This window comes from Brenneria populi, from assembly GCF_036016195.1.
GTDB lineage: Bacteria > Pseudomonadota > Gammaproteobacteria > Enterobacterales > Enterobacteriaceae > Brenneria > Brenneria populi.
On sequence record NZ_JAYWTM010000001.1, the window covers coordinates 347755 to 366867 of the forward strand.

Annotated in this window: 14 protein-coding genes; 1 reads left to right on the forward strand and 13 read right to left on the reverse strand. The window is 60.3% G+C overall.

Annotated features, from left to right (window positions below; translation table 11 throughout):
• Positions 1–2 precede the first annotated feature (2 nt).
• The 10 genes from otsB to VSX58_RS01655 all read right to left on the reverse strand — a co-directional run bounded on the left by otsB (position 3) and on the right by VSX58_RS01655 (position 12019).
• Complete coding sequence (gene otsB, locus VSX58_RS01610; RefSeq protein ID WP_407654825.1) at positions 3–788, reverse strand: trehalose-phosphatase; 786 nt, start codon at positions 786–788, stop codon at positions 3–5.
• A gap of 371 nt (positions 789–1159) precedes the next feature.
• Positions 1160–2041 (reverse strand): DMT family transporter, encoded by an 882-nt coding sequence (locus VSX58_RS01615; RefSeq protein ID WP_327616510.1) that lies wholly within the window; start codon positions 2039–2041, stop codon positions 1160–1162.
• Between the two features lie 56 nt (positions 2042–2097).
• Positions 2098–3369: a Glu/Leu/Phe/Val family dehydrogenase gene (locus tag VSX58_RS01620; RefSeq protein ID WP_327616511.1), complete on the reverse strand. Its 1272-nt coding sequence runs from the start codon at positions 3367–3369 to the stop codon at positions 2098–2100.
• Between the two features lie 130 nt (positions 3370–3499).
• The gene (locus VSX58_RS01625) at positions 3500–4117 is read right to left on the reverse strand and encodes a TetR/AcrR family transcriptional regulator (RefSeq protein WP_327616512.1); all 618 of its coding nucleotides are present in this window, start codon (positions 4115–4117) and stop codon (positions 3500–3502) included.
• Between the two features lie 38 nt (positions 4118–4155).
• Entirely contained in the window at positions 4156–5313 is a 1158-nt protein-coding gene (locus VSX58_RS01630) for a pyridoxal phosphate-dependent aminotransferase (protein ID WP_327616513.1), read from the reverse strand.
• Positions 5314–5346: 33 nt separating this feature from the next.
• A complete protein-coding gene (locus tag VSX58_RS01635; protein WP_327616514.1) occupies positions 5347–6156 on the reverse strand; it encodes an SDR family oxidoreductase in 810 nt (269 codons plus the stop codon).
• A gap of 2 nt (positions 6157–6158) precedes the next feature.
• Positions 6159–7841, reverse strand: a complete 1683-nt coding sequence (locus tag VSX58_RS01640; RefSeq protein WP_327616515.1) for a hydantoinase B/oxoprolinase family protein — start codon at positions 7839–7841, stop codon at positions 6159–6161.
• Positions 7841–9925: a hydantoinase/oxoprolinase family protein gene (locus tag VSX58_RS01645; protein WP_327616516.1), complete on the reverse strand. Its 2085-nt coding sequence runs from the start codon at positions 9923–9925 to the stop codon at positions 7841–7843. The genes VSX58_RS01640 and VSX58_RS01645 overlap by 1 nt, the downstream gene beginning before the upstream one ends.
• 48 nt (positions 9926–9973) lie before the next feature.
• The gene (locus VSX58_RS01650) at positions 9974–11320 is read right to left on the reverse strand and encodes an MFS transporter (protein ID WP_327616517.1); all 1347 of its coding nucleotides are present in this window, start codon (positions 11318–11320) and stop codon (positions 9974–9976) included.
• Between the two features lie 66 nt (positions 11321–11386).
• Positions 11387–12019, reverse strand: a complete 633-nt coding sequence (locus tag VSX58_RS01655; protein ID WP_327616518.1) for an RraA family protein — start codon at positions 12017–12019, stop codon at positions 11387–11389.
• A gap of 592 nt (positions 12020–12611) precedes the next feature.
• Here VSX58_RS01655 and VSX58_RS01660 point away from each other — a divergent pair.
• A complete protein-coding gene (locus tag VSX58_RS01660; RefSeq protein ID WP_327616519.1) occupies positions 12612–13247 on the forward strand; it encodes a TetR/AcrR family transcriptional regulator in 636 nt (211 codons plus the stop codon).
• Between the two features lie 300 nt (positions 13248–13547).
• Here the strand turns inward: VSX58_RS01660 and VSX58_RS01665 are convergent, their stop codons facing one another.
• The 3 genes from VSX58_RS01665 to VSX58_RS01675 all read right to left on the reverse strand — a co-directional run bounded on the left by VSX58_RS01665 (position 13548) and on the right by VSX58_RS01675 (position 19110).
• Positions 13548–14300 (reverse strand): MipA/OmpV family protein, encoded by a 753-nt coding sequence (locus VSX58_RS01665; protein ID WP_327616520.1) that lies wholly within the window; start codon positions 14298–14300, stop codon positions 13548–13550.
• Between the two features lie 52 nt (positions 14301–14352).
• Positions 14353–15015, reverse strand: coding sequence for a DUF3313 domain-containing protein (locus VSX58_RS01670; protein ID WP_327616521.1), 663 nt, complete (start codon positions 15013–15015; stop codon positions 14353–14355).
• A gap of 339 nt (positions 15016–15354) precedes the next feature.
• On the reverse strand, positions 15355–19110 hold the full coding sequence (locus tag VSX58_RS01675; protein ID WP_327616522.1) for a PAS domain S-box protein: 3756 nt from the start codon (positions 19108–19110) through the stop codon (positions 15355–15357).
• Between the last annotated feature and the right edge of the window lie 3 nt (positions 19111–19113).

Consider the following 19113-nt stretch of genomic DNA (forward strand, 5'->3'; position numbering starts at 1 on the left):
CTTCACTCCTTACCGATGTTCTCTTGCTGTAATAGTAATTGTTCAAGCCAGCGGTGAACATCCGCCACCCGCCTGAGGCGGTAGCGGGCGTGGCTTGAACCCTCTCCGACCTTAATGGAAATCCCCCGCACGGCGTTCACCGCCAGAAACCCTGATTCATCCGTCAGATCGTCGCCGACGAAAACCGGCGTGCGCCCGCAGAAAGGCGTTTCCCGCATAAAGGCGTGAATCGCCGCGCCCTTATCCGCCGCGCGCGGTTTTATCTCCACCACGCACTTGCCGTGTTGCAGCGTAAGCTGGGGAAAGCGCGCCGCGGCGGATGCCGCCAGCTCCGCTATCTGCTGTCGATAGGGCATCGCCTGGCGATAGTGCAGCGCGAAGGCCGCGCCTTTGACTTCCAGCAGCGCGCCCGGCATAGCGGCCATTCCTCGCTCAAGGGTTTGCCGCAGGGAAGCCGCGACGTCCGCCGGCAGCTCGACGCGGTGCAGGATGCCCCTGCCGTCGCGCCGTTCCGCGCCATGTACTCCCGCCAGCGGCAGCGTAAGCGGCGCGGTCAGCCTGTCGAGCTGTTCGATAGGGCGGCCCGATACCAGCGCTAGCGCGCCGCGGCACGCCGCCGATAGCGTTTGCAAATTGGCGCGCACGGCGGAAGGGATAACGACGGCGTCCGGCTGCGGCTGAATGTCCGCCAGCGTGCCGTCGACGTCGAAAAAGAAGGCGTATCGTCCGCCGTCGAGCATAGGGATAGGGGGGCTATCTGTCGCGTTGTCCGGTGCAATGGTGGTCAAATGGGCGCTCCTGTCTGCATAGTGCATCGTGTTCGCATGGTATGGATGTATTTCAGTACGATTGCGGACGCGTCGGGTTGCGTTTTCCGATCGCCATCTCACAAGGAGAGGTCTGATGTCTTAGTGGGTGAAGAACGTGCAGCGGCCGGAATAACATGCGCATGCAGCGAACAAGTCGGTAGGGAACAACGTAAAGCCTTTGACAACACGTTCTGTAACGATAAGCACAACCTGACAAATAGACATCATTAGCGTTCAGTATAGACGCTATCGGCCCGTTTGCCAGGCCTGCGTCCAATGCCGCTGCGGCTACCCCGCTAAGCCCGTATCGGAAGCAGGGTATTGAAAAGCCGCATGGGTATGATGCGCACTCACGCGCGCGGTTTATTTAATCGCCGCGCCGTCGCGGGCGGATGCTTGCTATAGAGTGCGATAAAGGTTCCTCCGACAATGATTGCCGCGCCCGATACTTTCCATGGGTTTAGGCTGTCGCCCAAAACCGTTACGCCCATCAGCAAGGCAAATACCGGGCTTAGCAATGACCAGGGAATAATCTGGTTGACCGGGTATTGCCGCAGTAAGCCATACCACAGCGAGTAAGAGACGATGGAACATACGATGGCGCTATACAGCACGGCAAACCAACCGCGCCAGCTGGCGTGGGCTATGGCGGCCGCCTGATGCGATTCGAACAGCCATGATGTGATTGCGACCATCGGGATCGCCAATAGCGACGTCCAGCCCGCCATCGTCACGGGGTGGATGGATGAGACCCGCCGTACGGTAATATTGGTGATCGCCCAGCCCATGGCGCTGACCAGCAGGAGAACGCCGCCCAGCCAGTTTCCGAGCGTCGGGCTGCCGCAAAGAACCCCCATCCCGGCCAGCGAGAGCAGAATTCCGCCTGTTTGCATTACGCCGAGTTTTTCCTGGTGGCAGATGGCCGCCAGGATCATGGCGAAAGGCGTTCCTAACTGAACGATAATCGCCGCCGTACCGGCATCGGCGTAGGTTATGCCGATAAACAGCAATGAAAAATGCATAAAGCCGAAGGTGAACGCCAGACGGCACAGCACGGGCAGATCTGACCGGCGGATGCGGGTGAAGGGCGCGACGAGCGCGGCGACGACGATAAAGCGCAACAGCGTCAGAAACAGCGGCGGGATTTCGCTCACGCCTATTTTGATCGCGACGGCATTGAATCCCCAGGAGGCGACGATGAATATAATCAGCAGCAGATGTTTTAACGGCACGATAATCACTCATAAAAGGGAATAGGCCCGCCGACGGCGGGCGATACGCAATAAGCCTAGGGATACAGGCCGCGATCCTTGCGCGCCAGCAGGATCCGTTCGCAGGCCATGGCGTAGGCGGCGGTGCGCAGGGTAATGTCCAACTGGGAGGCTTGCCGCCACACCGCGTCCAGCGCGTCCTGCATGATGCGGTCGAGACGTTGGTTGATTTCATCCTCGCTCCAGAAGAAGCTGGAGAAGTCCTGCACCCATTCGAAATAGCTGACGGTGACGCCGCCGGCGTTGCAGATCACGTCGGGCACGACAATGATGCCGCGCTCGCGCAGGATGTCGTCCGCCTCCGGCAGCGTCGGTCCGTTCGCGCCCTCCAGCACCAGACGGCAGGTCAGGGCGCGTGCGCGCTGCGCGGTGATCTCTCCTTCCAGCGCGGCGGGGATGAAGATGTCGCATTCCGCCGTCCAGAAGTCGTCGCGGCGACAGTCGCGCGCGTGCGGGAACCCGGCGATGCCGCCGTGTTTTTGTTGCCACTCCAGTAGTGCCGGAATATCGATCCCCGTGGGGTTGATTAAGGTCGCGCTGTAATCTTGCACCGCCGCCACGCAGGCGCCCGCGTGATGAAACAGCGCCGCAGCGATGCCGCCCACGTTGCCGAACCCCTGAACCGCCACCCGGCTGTTCGCCACCGGCAGGCCGATGCGTTGCGCGGCCGCGACGCCGGTGACGAACACCCCGCGGCCGGTGGCCTTGACGCGCCCCAGCGATCCGCCAAGATGAACCGGTTTGCCGGTTACGACGCCGGTGGCGGTGGCGCCGATGTTCATGGAGTAGGTATCCATCATCCACGCCATCACCTGGGCGTTGGTGCCGACGTCCGGTGCCGGGATATCCTGCTGGGGGCCGATAATGGAGCCGATTTCGCTGGTATAGCGCCGAGTCAGCCGTTCCAGTTCGGCTGGCGACAGTTCGCGGGGATCGACGCGGATGCCGCCTTTGGCGCCGCCGAACGGCAGGTTCAGCGCGGCGCATTTAATGGTCATCCAGGCCGACAGCGCCATCACCTCCTCCAGCGAGACGTCGGGGTGAAAGCGTACGCCGCCTTTGCCCGGTCCGCGCGATAGGTTGTGCTGTACGCGATACCCTTCGAAATGGCGTATCGTGCCGTCGTCCATCTCCAGCGGGATATCGACGATCAGCGTTCGTTTGGGGCGGCGTAGGGTATCGGCCCAGCGGGTTAGCTCTCCCAGGTAGGGCAGAACGCGTTCCACCTGAGAGAGATAAGTGGCCCAGGCGGAATGCGCGTCATCTGAAATATAGGAAAGTGCCGACATATTTCTTCCTCGTCATAGGCAATAAGTTCGTCGCTCGGTTGCGCTTTTCCTGACGCAGGCGCGAAACGGCACCTCGCCCGGCGACGATATCAAGTGAAAGAGAGCGCGCCGCCCGCAGGCGGCGGAGGCGTTATTTAACTCGACAGTCGTCGAGCGAAAATGAATTGGCCGTGGCGAAACCGCGCAAACCGCCGACCAGCACCGACATCAGCTGCGTACCCACTTGTTTTTCCGTCAGGCCCACGGTGTCGATCAGATCGAAAATTTCACGCGGGTCGAACAAGATGTTCCACAGGAATATCGCCTTGTCGCCGATATCCGGCAGCCCCATCTCCGCCATGGCGTCGCGCAGCGCGGGACGTACGGCGTCGGCTTGTACCAACAGATATTCCGAACCTTCCCACAGGCGTTCCAGATAGCCGCGACGGTTGCGCATCGGCACCATCGCCGCGCCGCGCTGACGCACCAGTCTGATCCAGTAGCGGCTGATGCTGTCCAGTCGTTCCAGGCCATTGCCGGCCTGTTTCCGGCTGAATTCCAGCAGCAGCGCGCCGACGTCATGCCGGTAGGTGTTGAGCACCTCCTCAACCGAGGCGAACTGGCGATACGCCGTCGCCACCGAAACGCCGGCTTCATTGGCGATTTCGGTCATGCTGATCGGCCCTTCCGCCACTTCGAATAGCCTGGCCGCCGCCTGAATCAGGTTCTTACGGTTTCTTTCGGTGTCACTGCGTAGGGGTTTCCTCATTATGATCCTTATCCATTGGTTATTGTCGTCAGGCGGATTTACCGCAGCATCGCCAACCCATGCTTCAGGCGTTTGATGCCTTCAACGATAGCCTCTTTGCTGGCCGCGTAAGAAAGACGCAGATGTCTTTCGCCCGCCGCGCCGAATTCGCTGCCCGGCCGTACGGCGATGCCTTGTTCGCGTAACAGGGCGACCATATCGATGGATGGGATCGGCATTTCGTAAGACGGGAAGCAATAGAATGCGCCTTCCGGTTCGTTGAGCGTCAGGCCGGGAATGTCTCTTAACCCCGCCATCATCAATATGCGGCGTTCACGGTAAATATCATACATGCGTTTGACGTCATCCTGACACTCTTTGAGCGCCACCAGCGCCGCGCGCTGTACCGCACTGTTCACCGAGCCATTGACGGTATTATGCACCCTGGCGGCGGCGGCGATCATCTCGGCCGAACCGGACAAGTAGCCTACGCGCCAGCCGGTCATGGCATAGCTTTTCGAGAAGGTCTGACAGTACAGGGTGCGTCCGCGAAACGCCGGCAGTTGCAGAACCGAGGTGAAGGCTTTGCCGTTGAACACCAGATCGCTATACGCCTCGTCGGCGATGACCAGCGTGTTATGTTTGCCGACCAGGCGGCCCAGCGTCTCAATTTCTTCATGGGTATGCACGATGCCGGTGGGGTTGCCGGGGTTGCAGAAGATAAACAGTTTGGCCTCTTCCAAAACGTTGTTCAGGCGCGCCAGATCCCAGTGAAGGTCGCCTTTGCAGGGCATGGGTATGCAGACGCCGCCCGCCATATTCACCAGATCCGCATACAGCGAGTAGGTGGGGTCGGGGATCACCACCCGGTCGCCGGGGTTCACTATTGATAGGATCGCCGCCGCCAGTCCTGCGGTGCCGCCGTGCGTCACCAGCACTTCGCCGCTTTTTACCGCATAGCCGGACTGGGCGGAAATATGGTCAGCCAGGGCCTGACATAGCTGCTTATCGCCCAGCAGCGGCGCGTAGTGGGTAAAGCCGTTGCGCAGCGCGTCTGCGGCGGCTTGCACGATGCGCGGCGGCGTATCAAAGTCGGGTTCGCCCATCGCCAGCGAGATCATATCGCCGCTGGAAGCGGGCTGCTGTACGCGCAAAGAGGTGCGCTCGATACGCAAAACGGCTTCCGCCGCTTTAAATTGAGAGACAGAGGAAAGCATGGTTCACCTTTTTCGTTAATCAAAGCCCAGGGTTCAGAAGCGTTTTTCCCGTTCGTCACGGCATTCATGCGGCGCGTTCTTCCAACGGCTGACTTCCAGGTCGCCGGAGATATCGCGTTGATACGTCGGCGCGACGATCAGTTCTTCAATCACCGTGCGGGGCGGCAGCGCGGCGCACAGCAATACCGCTTCGGCCACGTCCTCTGGCTGCACCATGCCGTCGCGTATCTTTTGCGACGGCGGATCGGCGCGACTGTCCATGATCGGCGTGTTCACCTCGCCGGGCAGGATACAGGTGGCGCGGATGCCGTTATTGCGGAAGGTGTTGTGCAGATAGGTCATAAAATTGCGCACGCCGGCTTTCGCCGCGCCGTAAGCCGCGCCGCCCAGCAGGTTAGGGCGGAGCGCGGCCAGCGACGATATGGTGATGATGGAGCCGCCGTTGCGCGCCAGCATGTCCGGCAGCACCGCCTGCGTCAGCAGAAATACCGCCTTCAGGTTGACGTTTTGCACCTGTTCCCACTCCTCTTCCGGGATCCAGCGCGCATTCAGGGTCTTGCTGGCGCTGCCGGCGTTGTTCACCAGAATATCGACTGCCCCCAGTTCGCGTTTGATCCAGGCGACCAGCGCCGCAACTTCCGTTTTGTTTTCGATATGGGCGGCGTAAGCCCACGCCTGCCCATCCTGCCGACGGATCTCGTCGACCGCCTTATCCAATACCGCCTGACGGCGTCCCACCAGCACCACGCGGGCGCCGCGCGCGGCCAGTAATCGAGCCGAGCTTTGGCCGATCCCGGTGCCGGCGCCGGTAACAATCGCTATTTTTCCCTGTAATGATTCCATCTTTATCCCCTTAATAACTCGTCCGCGTTGACGCCGTAATCGCGCAGCGCCCCTTCTTTAGTGATATAGCCTTCGCGTAGGTCGAACAGAATGTCCGCCTTGGCGCGCCCGGCCGGCGGCATCTTGCCGCCGCCGCCCGGCATCTGAATGGTGACTTCATCTCCGGGCATCATATCGTGGCGGCCCACCGGCTTTGCCAACGGTTCGCCATTAAGCGCGATATAGTTCGGCGCGCCCGCTTCGCCGCCCAGCACGCCCTGCGCCGGGTGTTTCTGGCGGGAATAGAACATGCTGTGCGACAGCGGATGCGCGCTGGTGTTGCGGATCACCATGCGCTGCGCCACGCCGCCGCGGTAGCGTCCCGCGCCGCCGGAGTCCGGCACTATCGCTTTTTCCAGAAACAGCAGCGGGGTGGCGGATTCGATCAGCTCAATCGGCGTGGAGGACATGTTGCCGGGAAACCCGGTGACGATGCCGTCCGCGGCGGGGCGGGCGCCGGTTCCGCCGTTGACGCACAGGCTTTCGACGAAACGGCGGCCATCGTCGAACTGCCCGGCGAACACGTCGCAGGTCACAGGGGCGCTGCCGGAGTGGCCCATCACCCGTTCCGGCATAATCTCCGCCAGCGCGCTGAAGATGGCGGCATGGGCCATATGGCCTACGCGGTTGCGCATTTCCACCGCGCGCGGCGGCCGGGCGTTGGCGATGGAGCCCTCCGGCGCGGTGACCGTTATCGCTTTGAAACAGCCCTCGTTATTCGGCAGATGCGGTTCCAGCAGGCATTTCAGCGGATAGACGCTGTAGGCGTAGGTAAACGACATCGGGCAGTTGCTGCCGAACATCGATTCGGCGGATGAGCCGCTGTAGTCGATCACGATATCGCTGTCGTTGACGATAACTGCGACATGCAGGTGGATATCGCCCTCGTAGTCGCCGATATCGACGTCGGCTTCATAACGGCCGTCCGGCACCGCTTTGATGGCCTTGCGCATCGCGCTGTCGGTCAATTCGTGGATTTTTTCCGCCAGCGGCTCCACCGAGTCGAGGCGCAGATCGTCCATCAGTCCCAGCAGCCCGGCGGCGCCGATCTGGTTGGCGGCCAGCATGGCGTGTAGATCGCCTTCCACCTGGTCCGGCGCTCGTACGTTCGCCAGTAGCAGATCGACCAATTGCCGGTTCACCTGACCGCCGATCATCAGTTTGCTGGGGGGAATAATAAAACCCTCCTCGTACATATCGCGTGAGGACCCCATGTTCAGCGAACCGCCGATATCCGACATATGCGCCGCCGAACCGGTGAACGCCACCAGCCGGCCGTCGCGGAACACCGGCGTGACGACGGTGACGTCGTTCAGATGACCGGTGCCGAGCCAGGGGTCGTTGGTGATCAGGCTGTCGCCCGGCTTGAGCGTTTCAGCCGGGTATTTCGCCAGCAGATGACGTACGGTGGCCGGCAGGGTGCCGATAAATACCGGCACGCTGGTCTTCGGCTGCGCCAGCGAATTGCCTTTCGCATCCATCAGCAGACAGGAATAATCGCCTACTTCGCGGATAATGCTGGAGAAAGCCATGTTGACCAGCGTAGCGGCCGCCTCTTCCGAAATACTTACCAGTCTGTCCCAGGTGATGCGCAGGCTGATGGGATCGTTGAGAAAATTCAGATTATCTTGCGTCGGGTTGGTCATCAGTTTAACTCCATCAGAATATTGCCTTGTTCATCAAGATGGGCGGACGCGCCCGGACCGACATAAATCGCGCACTCTTTTTCCTGCAGTAGCGCGGGCCCTTCGATGTTTCGTCCCGTCTCCAGCAGGCTGCGCGGCACCACCCGGCACTCGGCGAACCCCTGTTCGCGCCCCAGATAGACTTGCAGCCTTTTTTCGCGCGCGTCGGGGTCCGGCGCCTGTTTGTCCGAGGTGTTCAAATGCGGCGGCGGGGTCTGCACGCGGCCGCGCCAGTTCACTACTTCCACCCCCAGCCCCGGCAGAATACGGCCGAAACGCGCCATATGCGCCGTCTCGAAGGCGTCGCTCAGCGACTGGACGTCTCCCTGGGAGAAGAAGGTTTCCGTGAGGGCGATAGTCAGTTCGGAACCCTGGCCGACATAGCGCACATCGGCCAGCCGTTGCGTTGCGGCGCTCGACGGATCGGCGTTCGCCGCCGCCAACGTGCTGAAGGCTTCGTCGAACCCTTCCGCGAATAGCGCGCTAATCGCTTGTAAGTCGATGCCCGGTTGCAAACGACAGCGATCGGCGCGGACGAAATCGGCGCTGGGCGGCGCGGTGAGCAGGCCGAAAGCGGAGTAGACGCCGGCGCCGTTGGGGAAATACACGCTTTTTACGTCCAACAGTTTGGCCAGCGACCAGGCATGGCTGGGACCGGCTCCGCCGAACGCCAGCATGGTCATCTGCGCAGGATTGACGTTTTTTTCCACCGCATGGGTGCGCAGCGCTTCCGCCATCTTATGGTTCGCCACTTCATGAATGCCCCAGGCGGCGTCTTCCACGCTCAGTCCCAACGGTTCGGCCACCCGGCGTATCGCCCGGCGGGCGGCTTGCGTATCCAGCGCCATGCGGCCGCCGAGGAAAGCCTCCGGATCGAGCAGGCCCAGCACCAGGTTGGCATCGGTGACGGTGGGCAGTTCGCCGCCGCGCGCGTAGCAGGCCGGGCCGGGGTAGGCGCTGGCGCTTTCCGGCCCGATTTCCAACAGACCGAGGGCGTCCACGCGGGCAATACTGCCGCCGCCGGCGCCGATCTCAATCATATCCACCACCGGCAGTTTGACCGGCAGACCGCTCCCTTTGAGCAAGCGGTCGGCGCGGCCGACTTCATAATCGGTGGTGATGGCCGGCTCGCCGCCGCGCACCACGCAGGCTTTGGCCGTCGTGCCGCCCATATCGAAGGCCAGCACCTGTTCCAGCCCGCCATTTCTCGCAAAGGCGGCGGTGGCGACGATCCCGCCCGCCGGGCCGGATTCGATAATGCGCGTCGGATAGTCCGCCGCGACTCGAGGCGCCATCAGTCCGCCGTTGGATCCCATCACCAGCCAGTCGCAGACAAAACCGCCGTCACGCAGTTTGTTTTCCAACTGCGCCATATAGTTGCGCGCTTTCGGCTGGACAAAGGCGTTCATCGCCGTCAGCACGCCGCGGTCGTATTCGCGGATCTCGCGCGATACCTTGTGCGAGATAGAGATGGCGACTCCCGGCAACGCCTGCGTCAGAATCGCTTCAATGCGGTTCTCGTGCTCCGGCCAGGCGTAGGCGTGCATGCACAGCACCGCTACCGCCTCATAGCCTTGCGCTTTCAATTCGCCGGCCAGTCCGATCACCTGCCGTTCGTCCAGCGGCGTAACAACTTCGCCCCGGCTGGTCACCCGTTCGTCGATTTCATATGTCTGCGAGCGCGGCAACAGCGGCGCCGCCGGCGCGCCGTTCAGATCGTAAATGTCGTAACGGTATTCACGTCCCAGCACCAGCACGTCGCGGAAACCTTTGGTGACCACGAACGCGGTTTTGGCGCCGCGCCGCTCCAGCAAGGCGTTAATGGCCAGCGTGGTGCCGTGGGTAATGGTGTGAATGTCGCCGGCCTGCAGCCCCGCCATTTCCACCAGTTGCGTCAGGCCGATATAGGCCCCTTCCGACGGGTCATGCGGCGTGGTCAGCGTTTTGTGGCGTAAAGCATAGCCGGTGGTGTCGTTCAGCAGCACCAGATCGGTAAATGTACCGCCAATATCAAATCCAATTCGCCATGGGGACGCTTGTTTCATAATTACCTCTGATGTTCGCTATTATTCAGATAACTTCCCGGTCGGGCATCACTCGGCATTGAGCGGTTTGCCTGCCGTTTCTTTCAGATACAACGCGCTGACAATGGTGAGAAGAGCTGTCAACATCACCATGTAGCTGGGGATGCTGGCGATGCCGGTCAGGCCGATAAGCCAGGTCATCAGCAATGGCGCCGAACCGCCGAAAATCACCGTGGACAGGTTGAAGCCGATGCTATAGGCGCTGTAGCGCACATTTGTCGGGAACATCTCCGCCAACGTCGCCTGAATCACCCCGGCATGGCCGGCAAAGGCGAAGGCCAACAGAATGGCGGCCATGCAGGCCAGCGGCATCATGCCCAGCGTAAGCAGCCAGAAACAGGGCCAGGCCAGCAGCGCCATCGCCACGGCGGAGGCGATCAGCAGCGGTTTGCGCCCCAGACGGTCCGATAGCCAGGCCATCATCGGAATGGCGCCGATAATGGTCAGCAGACCGCAGGCGGTGACGATCAAACTTTCCACCTGGGTAAAATGCATCACCTTGTGTAAATAGGTCGGCATGTAGACAAACAAAATGTAATAACCTGGTCCGTTGACCGCCGGCAGAGTGATCGCCAGCCCGATGGCTTTCAGATGGCGTTTCGACGACAGCGCCGCGCGCAGCGGGTTGCAGGCCACCTGTTTACGCTGTTTGATCAGGAGGAAGTGCGGCGTGTCCTGAATGCGAGTGCGGATATAGACGCCGATGATGGCCATCGGGATCGCCAGCAGGAAGGGCACCCGCCATAGCCACTCCCTCATCGCCTCCTCACCCCAGGTATTGAGCAGCGCGCTTACCAGCAGGCTGCCGAACAGCAAAGCGATGAAGGAGCCTATTACCAGCGGCGACATAACCACCGCCCGGCGGTGATCTTCGGCATATTCGGCCACAAAGGAGCCGGCGCCGGAAACCTCTCCCCCGGCGGAGAAGCCCTGCACGATGCGCAGCAGAATAAGCAGCGCCGGCGCCGCCCAGCCGATGCTGGCGTAACTGGGCAGCAGCCCGATGGCCGCGGTGGCCAGCGAAATCATCAATAGTAATATCGCCAGCAGTTTCTGACGGCCGATGCGATCGCCAAGATAGCCGCAGATTATCCCGCCGAACGGTCGTACAATAAAACTGACGGTAAAACCCAGATAGGTGAGCATCAGGCCGGCGTCGGTGGAGCTCATCTCGCTGGAAGCGAATACCAGCACCAGCGTACTGACCATCAGTCCATAGATGCCGTAGTCATACCACTCGACAAATGAACCCACTCCTCCAGCCAGAGAAGCGCGTCTTACCACGTTATTCTGCGCGTTTTCCTTTTTCTTCACGGGCAACGCGTAACTCATTGGAATAGTCTGTGATTTGTTCATTTTATTACCCTGCAATATAGTGGAAGTTTTCCGCTCAACCCGTGGCGGCGCTTTTCCCTCTTAAAATCAGCGGTATTCCCGGGTGACCTCGGCGGTCATTTCAGCCTCGCGTCTTGCCACTTCTCGTACTCTTTCCAACACCTCCGGGGCGCGCCGGAACGGGATGACGATTGCGCCGTCTTCATCGGCGACCACGATATCGCCGGCTGTACACACCACGCCGCCAATCGCCACCGGTTCGCCGATGCTCCCCGGACCGTTTTTGTACGGGCCGGCCGGGCTGACGCCGCGGGCATAGGTGGCGAAACCGGTGGCCGCGACGACCCGCAGGTCGCGGACCGCGCCGTCGATGATCTGTCCGACGGCGCCGGCATGTTGAAAACGCTGAGTGAGCTGTTCGCCGACCAGCGCGCGGTCGGTATGTCCCATACCGTTAACCACCACCACATCGCCGGGTTCGATATAATCCAGTGCCATAATTACGGCGGCGTTATCGCCCGCCGGCACCTGTACCGGTAAGGCGAAACCGACCAAATGTTTGGCCGCGGTCATGGGTTTAATACCGGCATCGCACATATTTAAACGTTCCATCGCATCGCCGATATTGGCTACGGGAAATAGCGAGAAGGCGTCGAGCCATTCTTTTGACGGTCTATCCCAGCGCGGAGCGATACGAACGTCTGCATCTTCAAGAGCCATATAACTCACCCCCTATCTTAGATTCAAAAAGAGAATTATTTCTCTATTGAGAATTTATTCTCATTTTTAAAAAATCAGTAATCATATTTTCTTTTGATTGTTTTTCAATAAAATTAACATCTTAATAAAAAATCAAATATCTCAATGAATTAGCTTTTTATTTTGCTGGATAATTTTGTTTTTTACTTGTTTTTAAATAGGAAATTAATATGACAGGCGCTATTTCTATAAAGATTGCACCATGTTAGACGGTATTTTTCTAACGCATTGCATTATATTTGTGCCCAAAATTGGGGCGTCTGCACCATAATTAATGCATTAATTGTTGATCGATGTTTTTAACGCTTATTAAAAATCCGATGGCAAATAAAATAAATATTAAAACGTTCGCGCAGAATCAGAACGAATCGATAATGTTTTTTCGGTGCGGGAAGGCTATCGCGGTTTTAAGCCGATCGGCGACATCATAGTGTGAATGCCGCCTTAGCCTTGACGGGGTAAATGTGGCATACTGTCCCGATAAACTATACTGTTTAGTTATGGATATTCCACTTTCTGGTATACGGGAGTCCAGCCAATAAAAAGGAGCGGCATGCGAACATTAACCGAAGAACGGCGGCAGGCGATCATTACCGCAGCCGCGCAGCTTTTCCAGGAAATAGGGTATGAACGCGCGTCGATGAACGAAGTCGCGAAGCGGGTCGGCGGCTCCAAGGCGACGCTTTACAACTATTTCTCCTCGAAAGAGGAGCTATTTGAAACGGTGGTGCGTACCTACAGCGCCAATTTTATGACGGACGCCGCCGCGGAATTGACGAAGCCCGGCAGTGAAAACCTCTCCATTGAACAGAAACTGACCCTGTTCGGCGAACGTATGCTCCAGGTGCTTGCCGGCGAAAATCAGGCGCTGCAAATTTATCGCGTCGTCGTGGGAGAATCCGGGCATTCGGATATCGGGACGCTATTTCACGAGTCCGGGATTCGGCAAAGTCTGGAAACGCTTGCCCAGGCGATGGCGGACGCCGCGCAAAAAGGGGAACTGATAGCAGGCGACCCGGAACTCCGTGTCAAGCAGTTCACCGCCCTGGTGAAGGCGGAAGCCGATGCGCTGCTCTATCAGCGCGAACTGCCGCGTTTTACGCGCGCGCAAATTCAGCAGATGGTCAGAAACGGCGTCCAGCTGTTTCTCCACGGCGCGACGTCGCAGAAGAAAGAGAGTAACCCATGACGGTAACCCGCCATCGTCGGCGGGCTTCCAGCAGGGTTGAGATATCGCGTTAATAGCAGCGGCGGCGACGTTTGAAGACGATGCCGCCGTAATCGGGTGATGATTCGCCGTATCTCAAGCGGCCGGCGCGTTGGCTTTGTGATTCGCCTCACTTACGGCGCCGGCCCCCGCAGAGGCCCGCGCCGTTCAAAAACGCTTTTGGCGTTGCTGTCCCGCAGCTCGAATTAATGGGGATCTATACCCCAAATATTCGAGCTGCAGGAAAGACGATACACCTGCGACCTGAAGTATGAAGGGGATTCAGAAGGTGTAGCTGACGCCGGCGGAAATAGCGCCCACGCCATTTTTGTCCACCATAGGGCTGTTTTTCACCTCGTCGGGCAGAGCTTCATAACGCGCGGAGACGAAGGTGGTCCAGGCCGGGGTGAAATGATAGCGCAGCGCCAGTTCCGCATAAGGCGTGAAGCTGTCTTGCGGATCATAGGCGCTAAGCCCGCTGCGGCGAGACTCGCTCTGAGTGACGCCAAAGTAATATTTATTCTGATCCTTGTTGTCCCAGCGAACGCCGACTTTGGGCAAAATCTCCCAGTCGTTCAGCTTAATTGGATACAGGTACGAGGCATCGGCGATAATACCGTCGCTGTTATCCAACACATCTTTGGCGACAGAGGCGTTGAAATGGCCGAAATCCGTACGCAGGGTGTATTCCACCCCGGCCAGCGCGGTCGAATCACGCCTGTTCAGTCGTTTCATTCTGGGATCGTCGCTATCCTTCGGCCGGAACTGCCGCGGATCGTAAGCCGCGAAGATATCAAACTGATTGATATTATCCTTCCACAGATGCAAGCCGCCTTTCAGGCCATGAAAAAACGCATAATCGCCTTCATAGCCGATCAGAGGAAACGGCAGCACCGTGGGATCCGTTTCACGGTAGGGGCTGCTGCTTGCTCCGGCGGACAGGCCCAGAGACCAGTCACCCGCCAGAACAGGCGCGGAGCAAATTAACGGCAGCAGTAATAGCGCACGGTATTTGCGGACGGAAAAATTTTTCATCGTGGTATCCCTTTACGCTCAAATAACGATAGTCACGCTTCCCGCCGGGGGATCATTGCAGCATTTCCGCCAGCTCTTCCGCGGCCTTGTCGATCCCCACCTCCGCGGCGCTAAGCGAGCCGATGCTGGCGGAAATATTCATGGCGTTCGGGTACTGTTTGGCCACATAGGCATGCAGCAGGCGGTTGGATGCGGCGTCGTAAATCTCGACGGCATAGTTCACGGAGCCGCTCAGCATTCCCTGTTTTCCGCGGATCGACTGGACGATATTGTAGGGGCCGCCGGCCAGGTCGAATTTGGTAACGGTGCCCGCGACCTGGGTGGTGGTGTCGGCGCCGGTGAGCGTTAGCTTCAGACGCAGCGCGTCCGGCGCGGGGGAGGCGACTTCACTGAAACGCGGACGCAGCGCTTCGGCAAACTGTTTCTGCATATAGGCGGCAAGCTTTTGGCGGTCGGACTGCGCCATATCGCCGAACTGGTGATCCGCGCCCTGATAGAGGGTCACCGGATCGATAATGATGCTGTGATACTTTTTCCAGTCCACTTGCGTGCTGTAGCGGTAGGGAATGCGGTCGGATTCATCGCCGGTATTGGGCGTGAGTTGCGACGTGGAGTCGATGCCGGCATAACGGACGGGTCGATTATCGGCGCAGCCGGTGGTCAAAACGGCAAGACCTAGCAGGGCGGGACATAGGGCCCGGGGCAATGTCATCATTTGAAATATCCTGTAATGGTTGATGGACTGATTAAACAATTACTGCCGGCTTTCAACGTTGCGATGGGCAGCGGGGAGTCGCGCCTGATTCCCTGAATCGCTGGCCATACAAAGCGTAGCGGCCATATCTAACCTCATAACTGTACGGTATAGTTTTATTCCGCCAATAATAAGTTGTCAATAAAATGTTTCGATCCTGGGTTTAAACGGCGATGTCGTCGCCGGCGAGAGGGGGGAAACGAAAGAGGCCATCGTGAGCGATGGCTTCTTTACTTGCGATTCAGGGGAAGCTCGCCCCGTGTATCTCGATCTGGCTGACGGGGTTGTCTGTAAACTCGCTTACTCCATTTGCAGTTCGCGAATAATGGCTAGGGCGCCTTCGCTATCGAAAGCGTCCATGGCTTCGCACAGCGGCTGAGCCCGCGGGCCGAGCCGTTCGCGATGGCGCTCCAGCAGCGCGTCGAACAGGTCCAACGCGGCCATATCGCTGGTCTGCAGCGCCGCGGCCAGCTCGGCCAGATCCGTCGCCAACGCCTCGCTATCCGCGGGCGCGGGGCCAACGGCACGCCGCGCTTGGTCCTCGCCGCCGTGCTGCCGCAGCCACGCCTGCTGCGCCGCCAGCGCGCGGGTCAGTATGTCGGGCAACGCCGCCGCCCGCCGGTCCAGCGCCGGGCGGCTCTCGCCGTTTTTTACCGCCAGTTCGATAGCGGCGCAGCCTGCCGCCAGCCGTTGGGCGCCGGTCGCGGCGGCGGTGCTTTTGAGCTGATGCGCGGCCTCGCGCGCTTCTGCCGGCCTCTCTTCCGCCAGCGCCTGCATGATGCGTTGCGTCAGGCGCTGGGCTCCGGGAGCAAAATCATGCAGTAGCCGAATATAGAACGCGCGATCCTGCCCCAGCCGACTTAGGGCGTCTTCGGCGGCCAGATCGTCCGCCGCGTCCGCGTCGGGCGGCGGCGTCTCGCCCGTTTCCGGCTCCGCCGCGGCGGCCTCGCGCCCAATATGGCGCAGAATCGTCTCCACCAACTCCGCCATATGGAAGGGTTTGCCGATATGGCCGTTCATCCCCGCCGCCAGGCAGGCTTCCCGATCCGACTGCATGGCATTGGCGGTCATGGCGACGATCGGCAAGCGGTCGAAATGCGGTTCGCTGCGGATAGCCTGCGTGGCTTGCAAACCGTCCATTACCGGCATCTGCATATCCATCAGCACCAGGTCGTAGGCGTCCGGCGCGACATCCAGCGCCTGAATACCCTGCAAACCGTTGCTTGCCACACTGACCTGGGCGCCTTCGCGCGCCAGCAGCCGGATCGCCACATCCTGATTAATTTCGTTATCCTCCACCAGCAGCAGCCTGAGGCCGGCCAGCCGGCGCCGCTGCGTCGGCGCATCGGAGAGCGCCTGGCGACGTTTGCCCTGCAGGGCGTTCCAGATCATCGAGAAGGTGAGCGGTTTGCACAGCATCGGCAGGCCGTCGCGCGGCGGGCAGGGGGTCGACGACAGCAGCAGAAGCGCCGGCTGTCCCGCTCCGCTGCGTAACCGCGTCAGCAGTTGGCGGTAATCCGGCGCATCCACGCTCAGCAGCGCCAGCGCCGGTTGTAGTCCGTCGTCCAGCCGTTCCAGCGCGCCGGCCGCGCTATCGCAGGCCGTTACCCGCCAGCCGCCGTTCGCCAATAGGTTACCGATGGCCGGGCGAGATAGCGGATGCGCCTCCAGCAGCAGCGCCGCTCCGTTTTCCGGCGCCGGGTTACCGCTGGCCGTCGCGTCGACCTTTTCCACCGGCCGCAGCCAGATTTGGAACCAGAAACGGCTGCCGCGACTGACTTCGCTTCGCACCTGCAGTTGACCGCCCATCAGCGCCGCCAGCCGGTGGCTGATGGCCAATCCCAACCCGGTGCCGCCGTAGCGGCGTGAAATAGAGGCTTCCGCCTGGCTGAAGCCGGTGAAGATGTGTTCTATGGCGTCCGCGCCGATGCCGATGCCGGTATCCTGTACCGCGAACTCCAGCAGCACGCCCTGTTCGCCGCGCCGCAGCAGACGCAGCTGTAGCCGCACTTCGCCCCTGGCGGTGAATTTCACCGCGTTGCCGCCCAGGTTGATCAGAATCTGTTTAAGCCGCAGCGCATCCCCCAGCAGCAGCGGTGGAACGCCGGGGTCGAGTTCATATATCAGCTCCAGCCGCTTGCCGCCCAGCGTGCCGGATAAAATGGTAGAGACGTCCGTCAGCAGGTCCGCCAGACTGAACGGCTCGATATCCAGCGGCATCATGCCGGCCTCCACTTTGGAAAAGTCGAGGATGTCGTTGAGAATATCCAGCAGCGAGCGCGCCGCGCGCTCCATGTTATGCAACAGATCGCGCTGTTCGGCGTTGATGGCGGTATGTTCGATTAACTGCATCATGCCCATGATGGCGTTCATCGGCGTACGGATCTCGTGGCTCATATTGGCCAGGAAGTGGCTCTTGCTGCGCGAGGCGGCGGCGGCGTCTTCCAGCGCCTGATGCAGATCGGTGACGTCGATCCAGAACAGTACCCGCATGCCGTCTACGGTGGTGACGCCGACGCGTTTGATCCAGCGCCCGTCATTCAGCCTCAACTGCTGGTGATAGATATGCCGCTGCCACTGCTCGTCGCGTCGCCTGGCTTCAATATCGTCGGTATGCCGATCGATGCCGATATTTATCGAACGCTGCAATATTTCCTCGGCGCTGGCGCCGGGATGTATCTGATGGTTTTGGTCGCCGAACATATCCTGGTAGCGGTCGTTGCAGAATACCAGCCGATCGTTGGCGTCATACAGCGCAAACGCCTCGTCCAGCGCGTCGATGGCCGAACGCAGCAGCCGTTCGCTGGATTCGACGCGCAGCCGCGCCTCCACCTGGGCGCTGACATCCTGTAGCGCGCCCACCAGGCGGTAGGGTCTGCCGTGCAGATATTCCATCTCTCCGCTCAGGTTGATCCAGGGCGTGCGGCCGTCCATCAGGGTAAGCTGCAGCGCCTGGGTGAAAGGTTCGCCGCTCTTCATGGTATGGCGTATCAGATCGCGGTAGGCCGGCCAGCGGCGCCGCATGATGCGCTTCATCAGCGGATGCAGCCTGTCCAGGCTGATGACGCCGTCGGACAGCCCCAGCAGGTCGCGCGCGCCTTTGGTGAGATAGAGCGTCCTGCTCTCCGGCGTGTAGTACCAGCCGCCGACGCCGGCGATTTTACCGGTGCGTTCCAGCATATCGAGGCTGAGTTTCAGCGGCGTGATATCGGTGCGGATCGACATGTATTTCACCGGCCGGCCATTTTCTCCCAGCATCGGCGCGATAACGCTGTCCAGCCAGTAGAGGGAGCCGTCTCTGGCGTGATTGCAGATCTCTCCGTGCCAGATATCGCCGCGGGCGATGGTGCCCCACAGATCGCGCCAGAACGCCCGGTCGTGAACGCCCGATTTGAATATGCTGTGGTGGTGTCCGATCACCTCATCGGCGCGGTAGCCGCTAATTTCCAAAAAGCGGTCGTTGACCTTGATGATGCGCCCTTGCAAATCGGTTTCGGTGACGATGGCGTAGCGGTCGAGAATATCCAGCACCGCCTGGCGGTCGCGCAGCGCGAGCTGCGTCATCTTGCGTTCGCGGCGCTGGCGATCGATATCCACCTGTACCACCAGATAACCGATGAACGTTCGCCGCGACAGGCGTGGAATAACGCGGTTCGCCAGCTTACGCAGCGGGTGCAATTCCACGATCATGCAACGCTCTTCGCCGTTGGCCCGCCGGAACATCAGGTCGATTCGCAGTTCGCGCCGTTCGGCCAGCGCGCTTTCGACGGCGGCCAGCGGCGTAGGGTCCGCCACCCGCTGCGTCAGAAAGCCGGGCCAATGGCGATCGGCCAGCGCTTCGCCGCCAAAGCCGGTGATCTCGTCGTAGGCGCGGTTGACCCATACTACCCGGCCGTCCGGTCGCAGCAGACAGGCGGCGTCGCTGCTCAGCCGCATCATGCCGGCCATCTGCCCCATATCGCTCAGATCGCCGCGGCGCAAGCCATAGCGATAAAGCAGCGCCAGCAGGAGCGTTACCGCCGCCGACGCCGCCGCTCCCCACCAGAATTCCGCCATGCG

What these genes read in the sequence shown, in the direction of transcription:
- VSX58_RS01655 (WP_327616518.1), bottom strand. Translation starts at nt 12,019, where the DNA reads ATGGCTCTTGAAGATGCAGACGTTCGTATCGCTCCGCGCTGGGATAGA.
- VSX58_RS01620 (WP_327616511.1), bottom strand. Translation starts at nt 3,369, where the DNA reads ATGTCGGCACTTTCCTATATTTCAGATGACGCGCATTCCGCCTGGGCC.
- VSX58_RS01670 (WP_327616521.1), bottom strand. Translation starts at nt 15,015, where the DNA reads ATGATGACATTGCCCCGGGCCCTATGTCCCGCCCTGCTAGGTCTTGCC.
- VSX58_RS01630 (WP_327616513.1), bottom strand. Translation starts at nt 5,313, where the DNA reads ATGCTTTCCTCTGTCTCTCAATTTAAAGCGGCGGAAGCCGTTTTGCGT.
- VSX58_RS01625 (WP_327616512.1), bottom strand. Translation starts at nt 4,117, where the DNA reads ATGAGGAAACCCCTACGCAGTGACACCGAAAGAAACCGTAAGAACCTG.
- VSX58_RS01645 (WP_327616516.1), bottom strand. Translation starts at nt 9,925, where the DNA reads ATGAAACAAGCGTCCCCATGGCGAATTGGATTTGATATTGGCGGTACA.
- VSX58_RS01640 (WP_327616515.1), bottom strand. Translation starts at nt 7,841, where the DNA reads ATGACCAACCCGACGCAAGATAATCTGAATTTTCTCAACGATCCCATC.
- VSX58_RS01650 (WP_327616517.1), bottom strand. Translation starts at nt 11,320, where the DNA reads ATGAACAAATCACAGACTATTCCAATGAGTTACGCGTTGCCCGTGAAG.
- VSX58_RS01660 (WP_327616519.1), top strand. Translation starts at nt 12,612, where the DNA reads ATGCGAACATTAACCGAAGAACGGCGGCAGGCGATCATTACCGCAGCC.
- VSX58_RS01665 (WP_327616520.1), bottom strand. Translation starts at nt 14,300, where the DNA reads ATGAAAAATTTTTCCGTCCGCAAATACCGTGCGCTATTACTGCTGCCG.
- VSX58_RS01635 (WP_327616514.1), bottom strand. Translation starts at nt 6,156, where the DNA reads ATGGAATCATTACAGGGAAAAATAGCGATTGTTACCGGCGCCGGCACC.
- VSX58_RS01675 (WP_327616522.1), bottom strand. Translation starts at nt 19,110, where the DNA reads ATGGCGGAATTCTGGTGGGGAGCGGCGGCGTCGGCGGCGGTAACGCTC.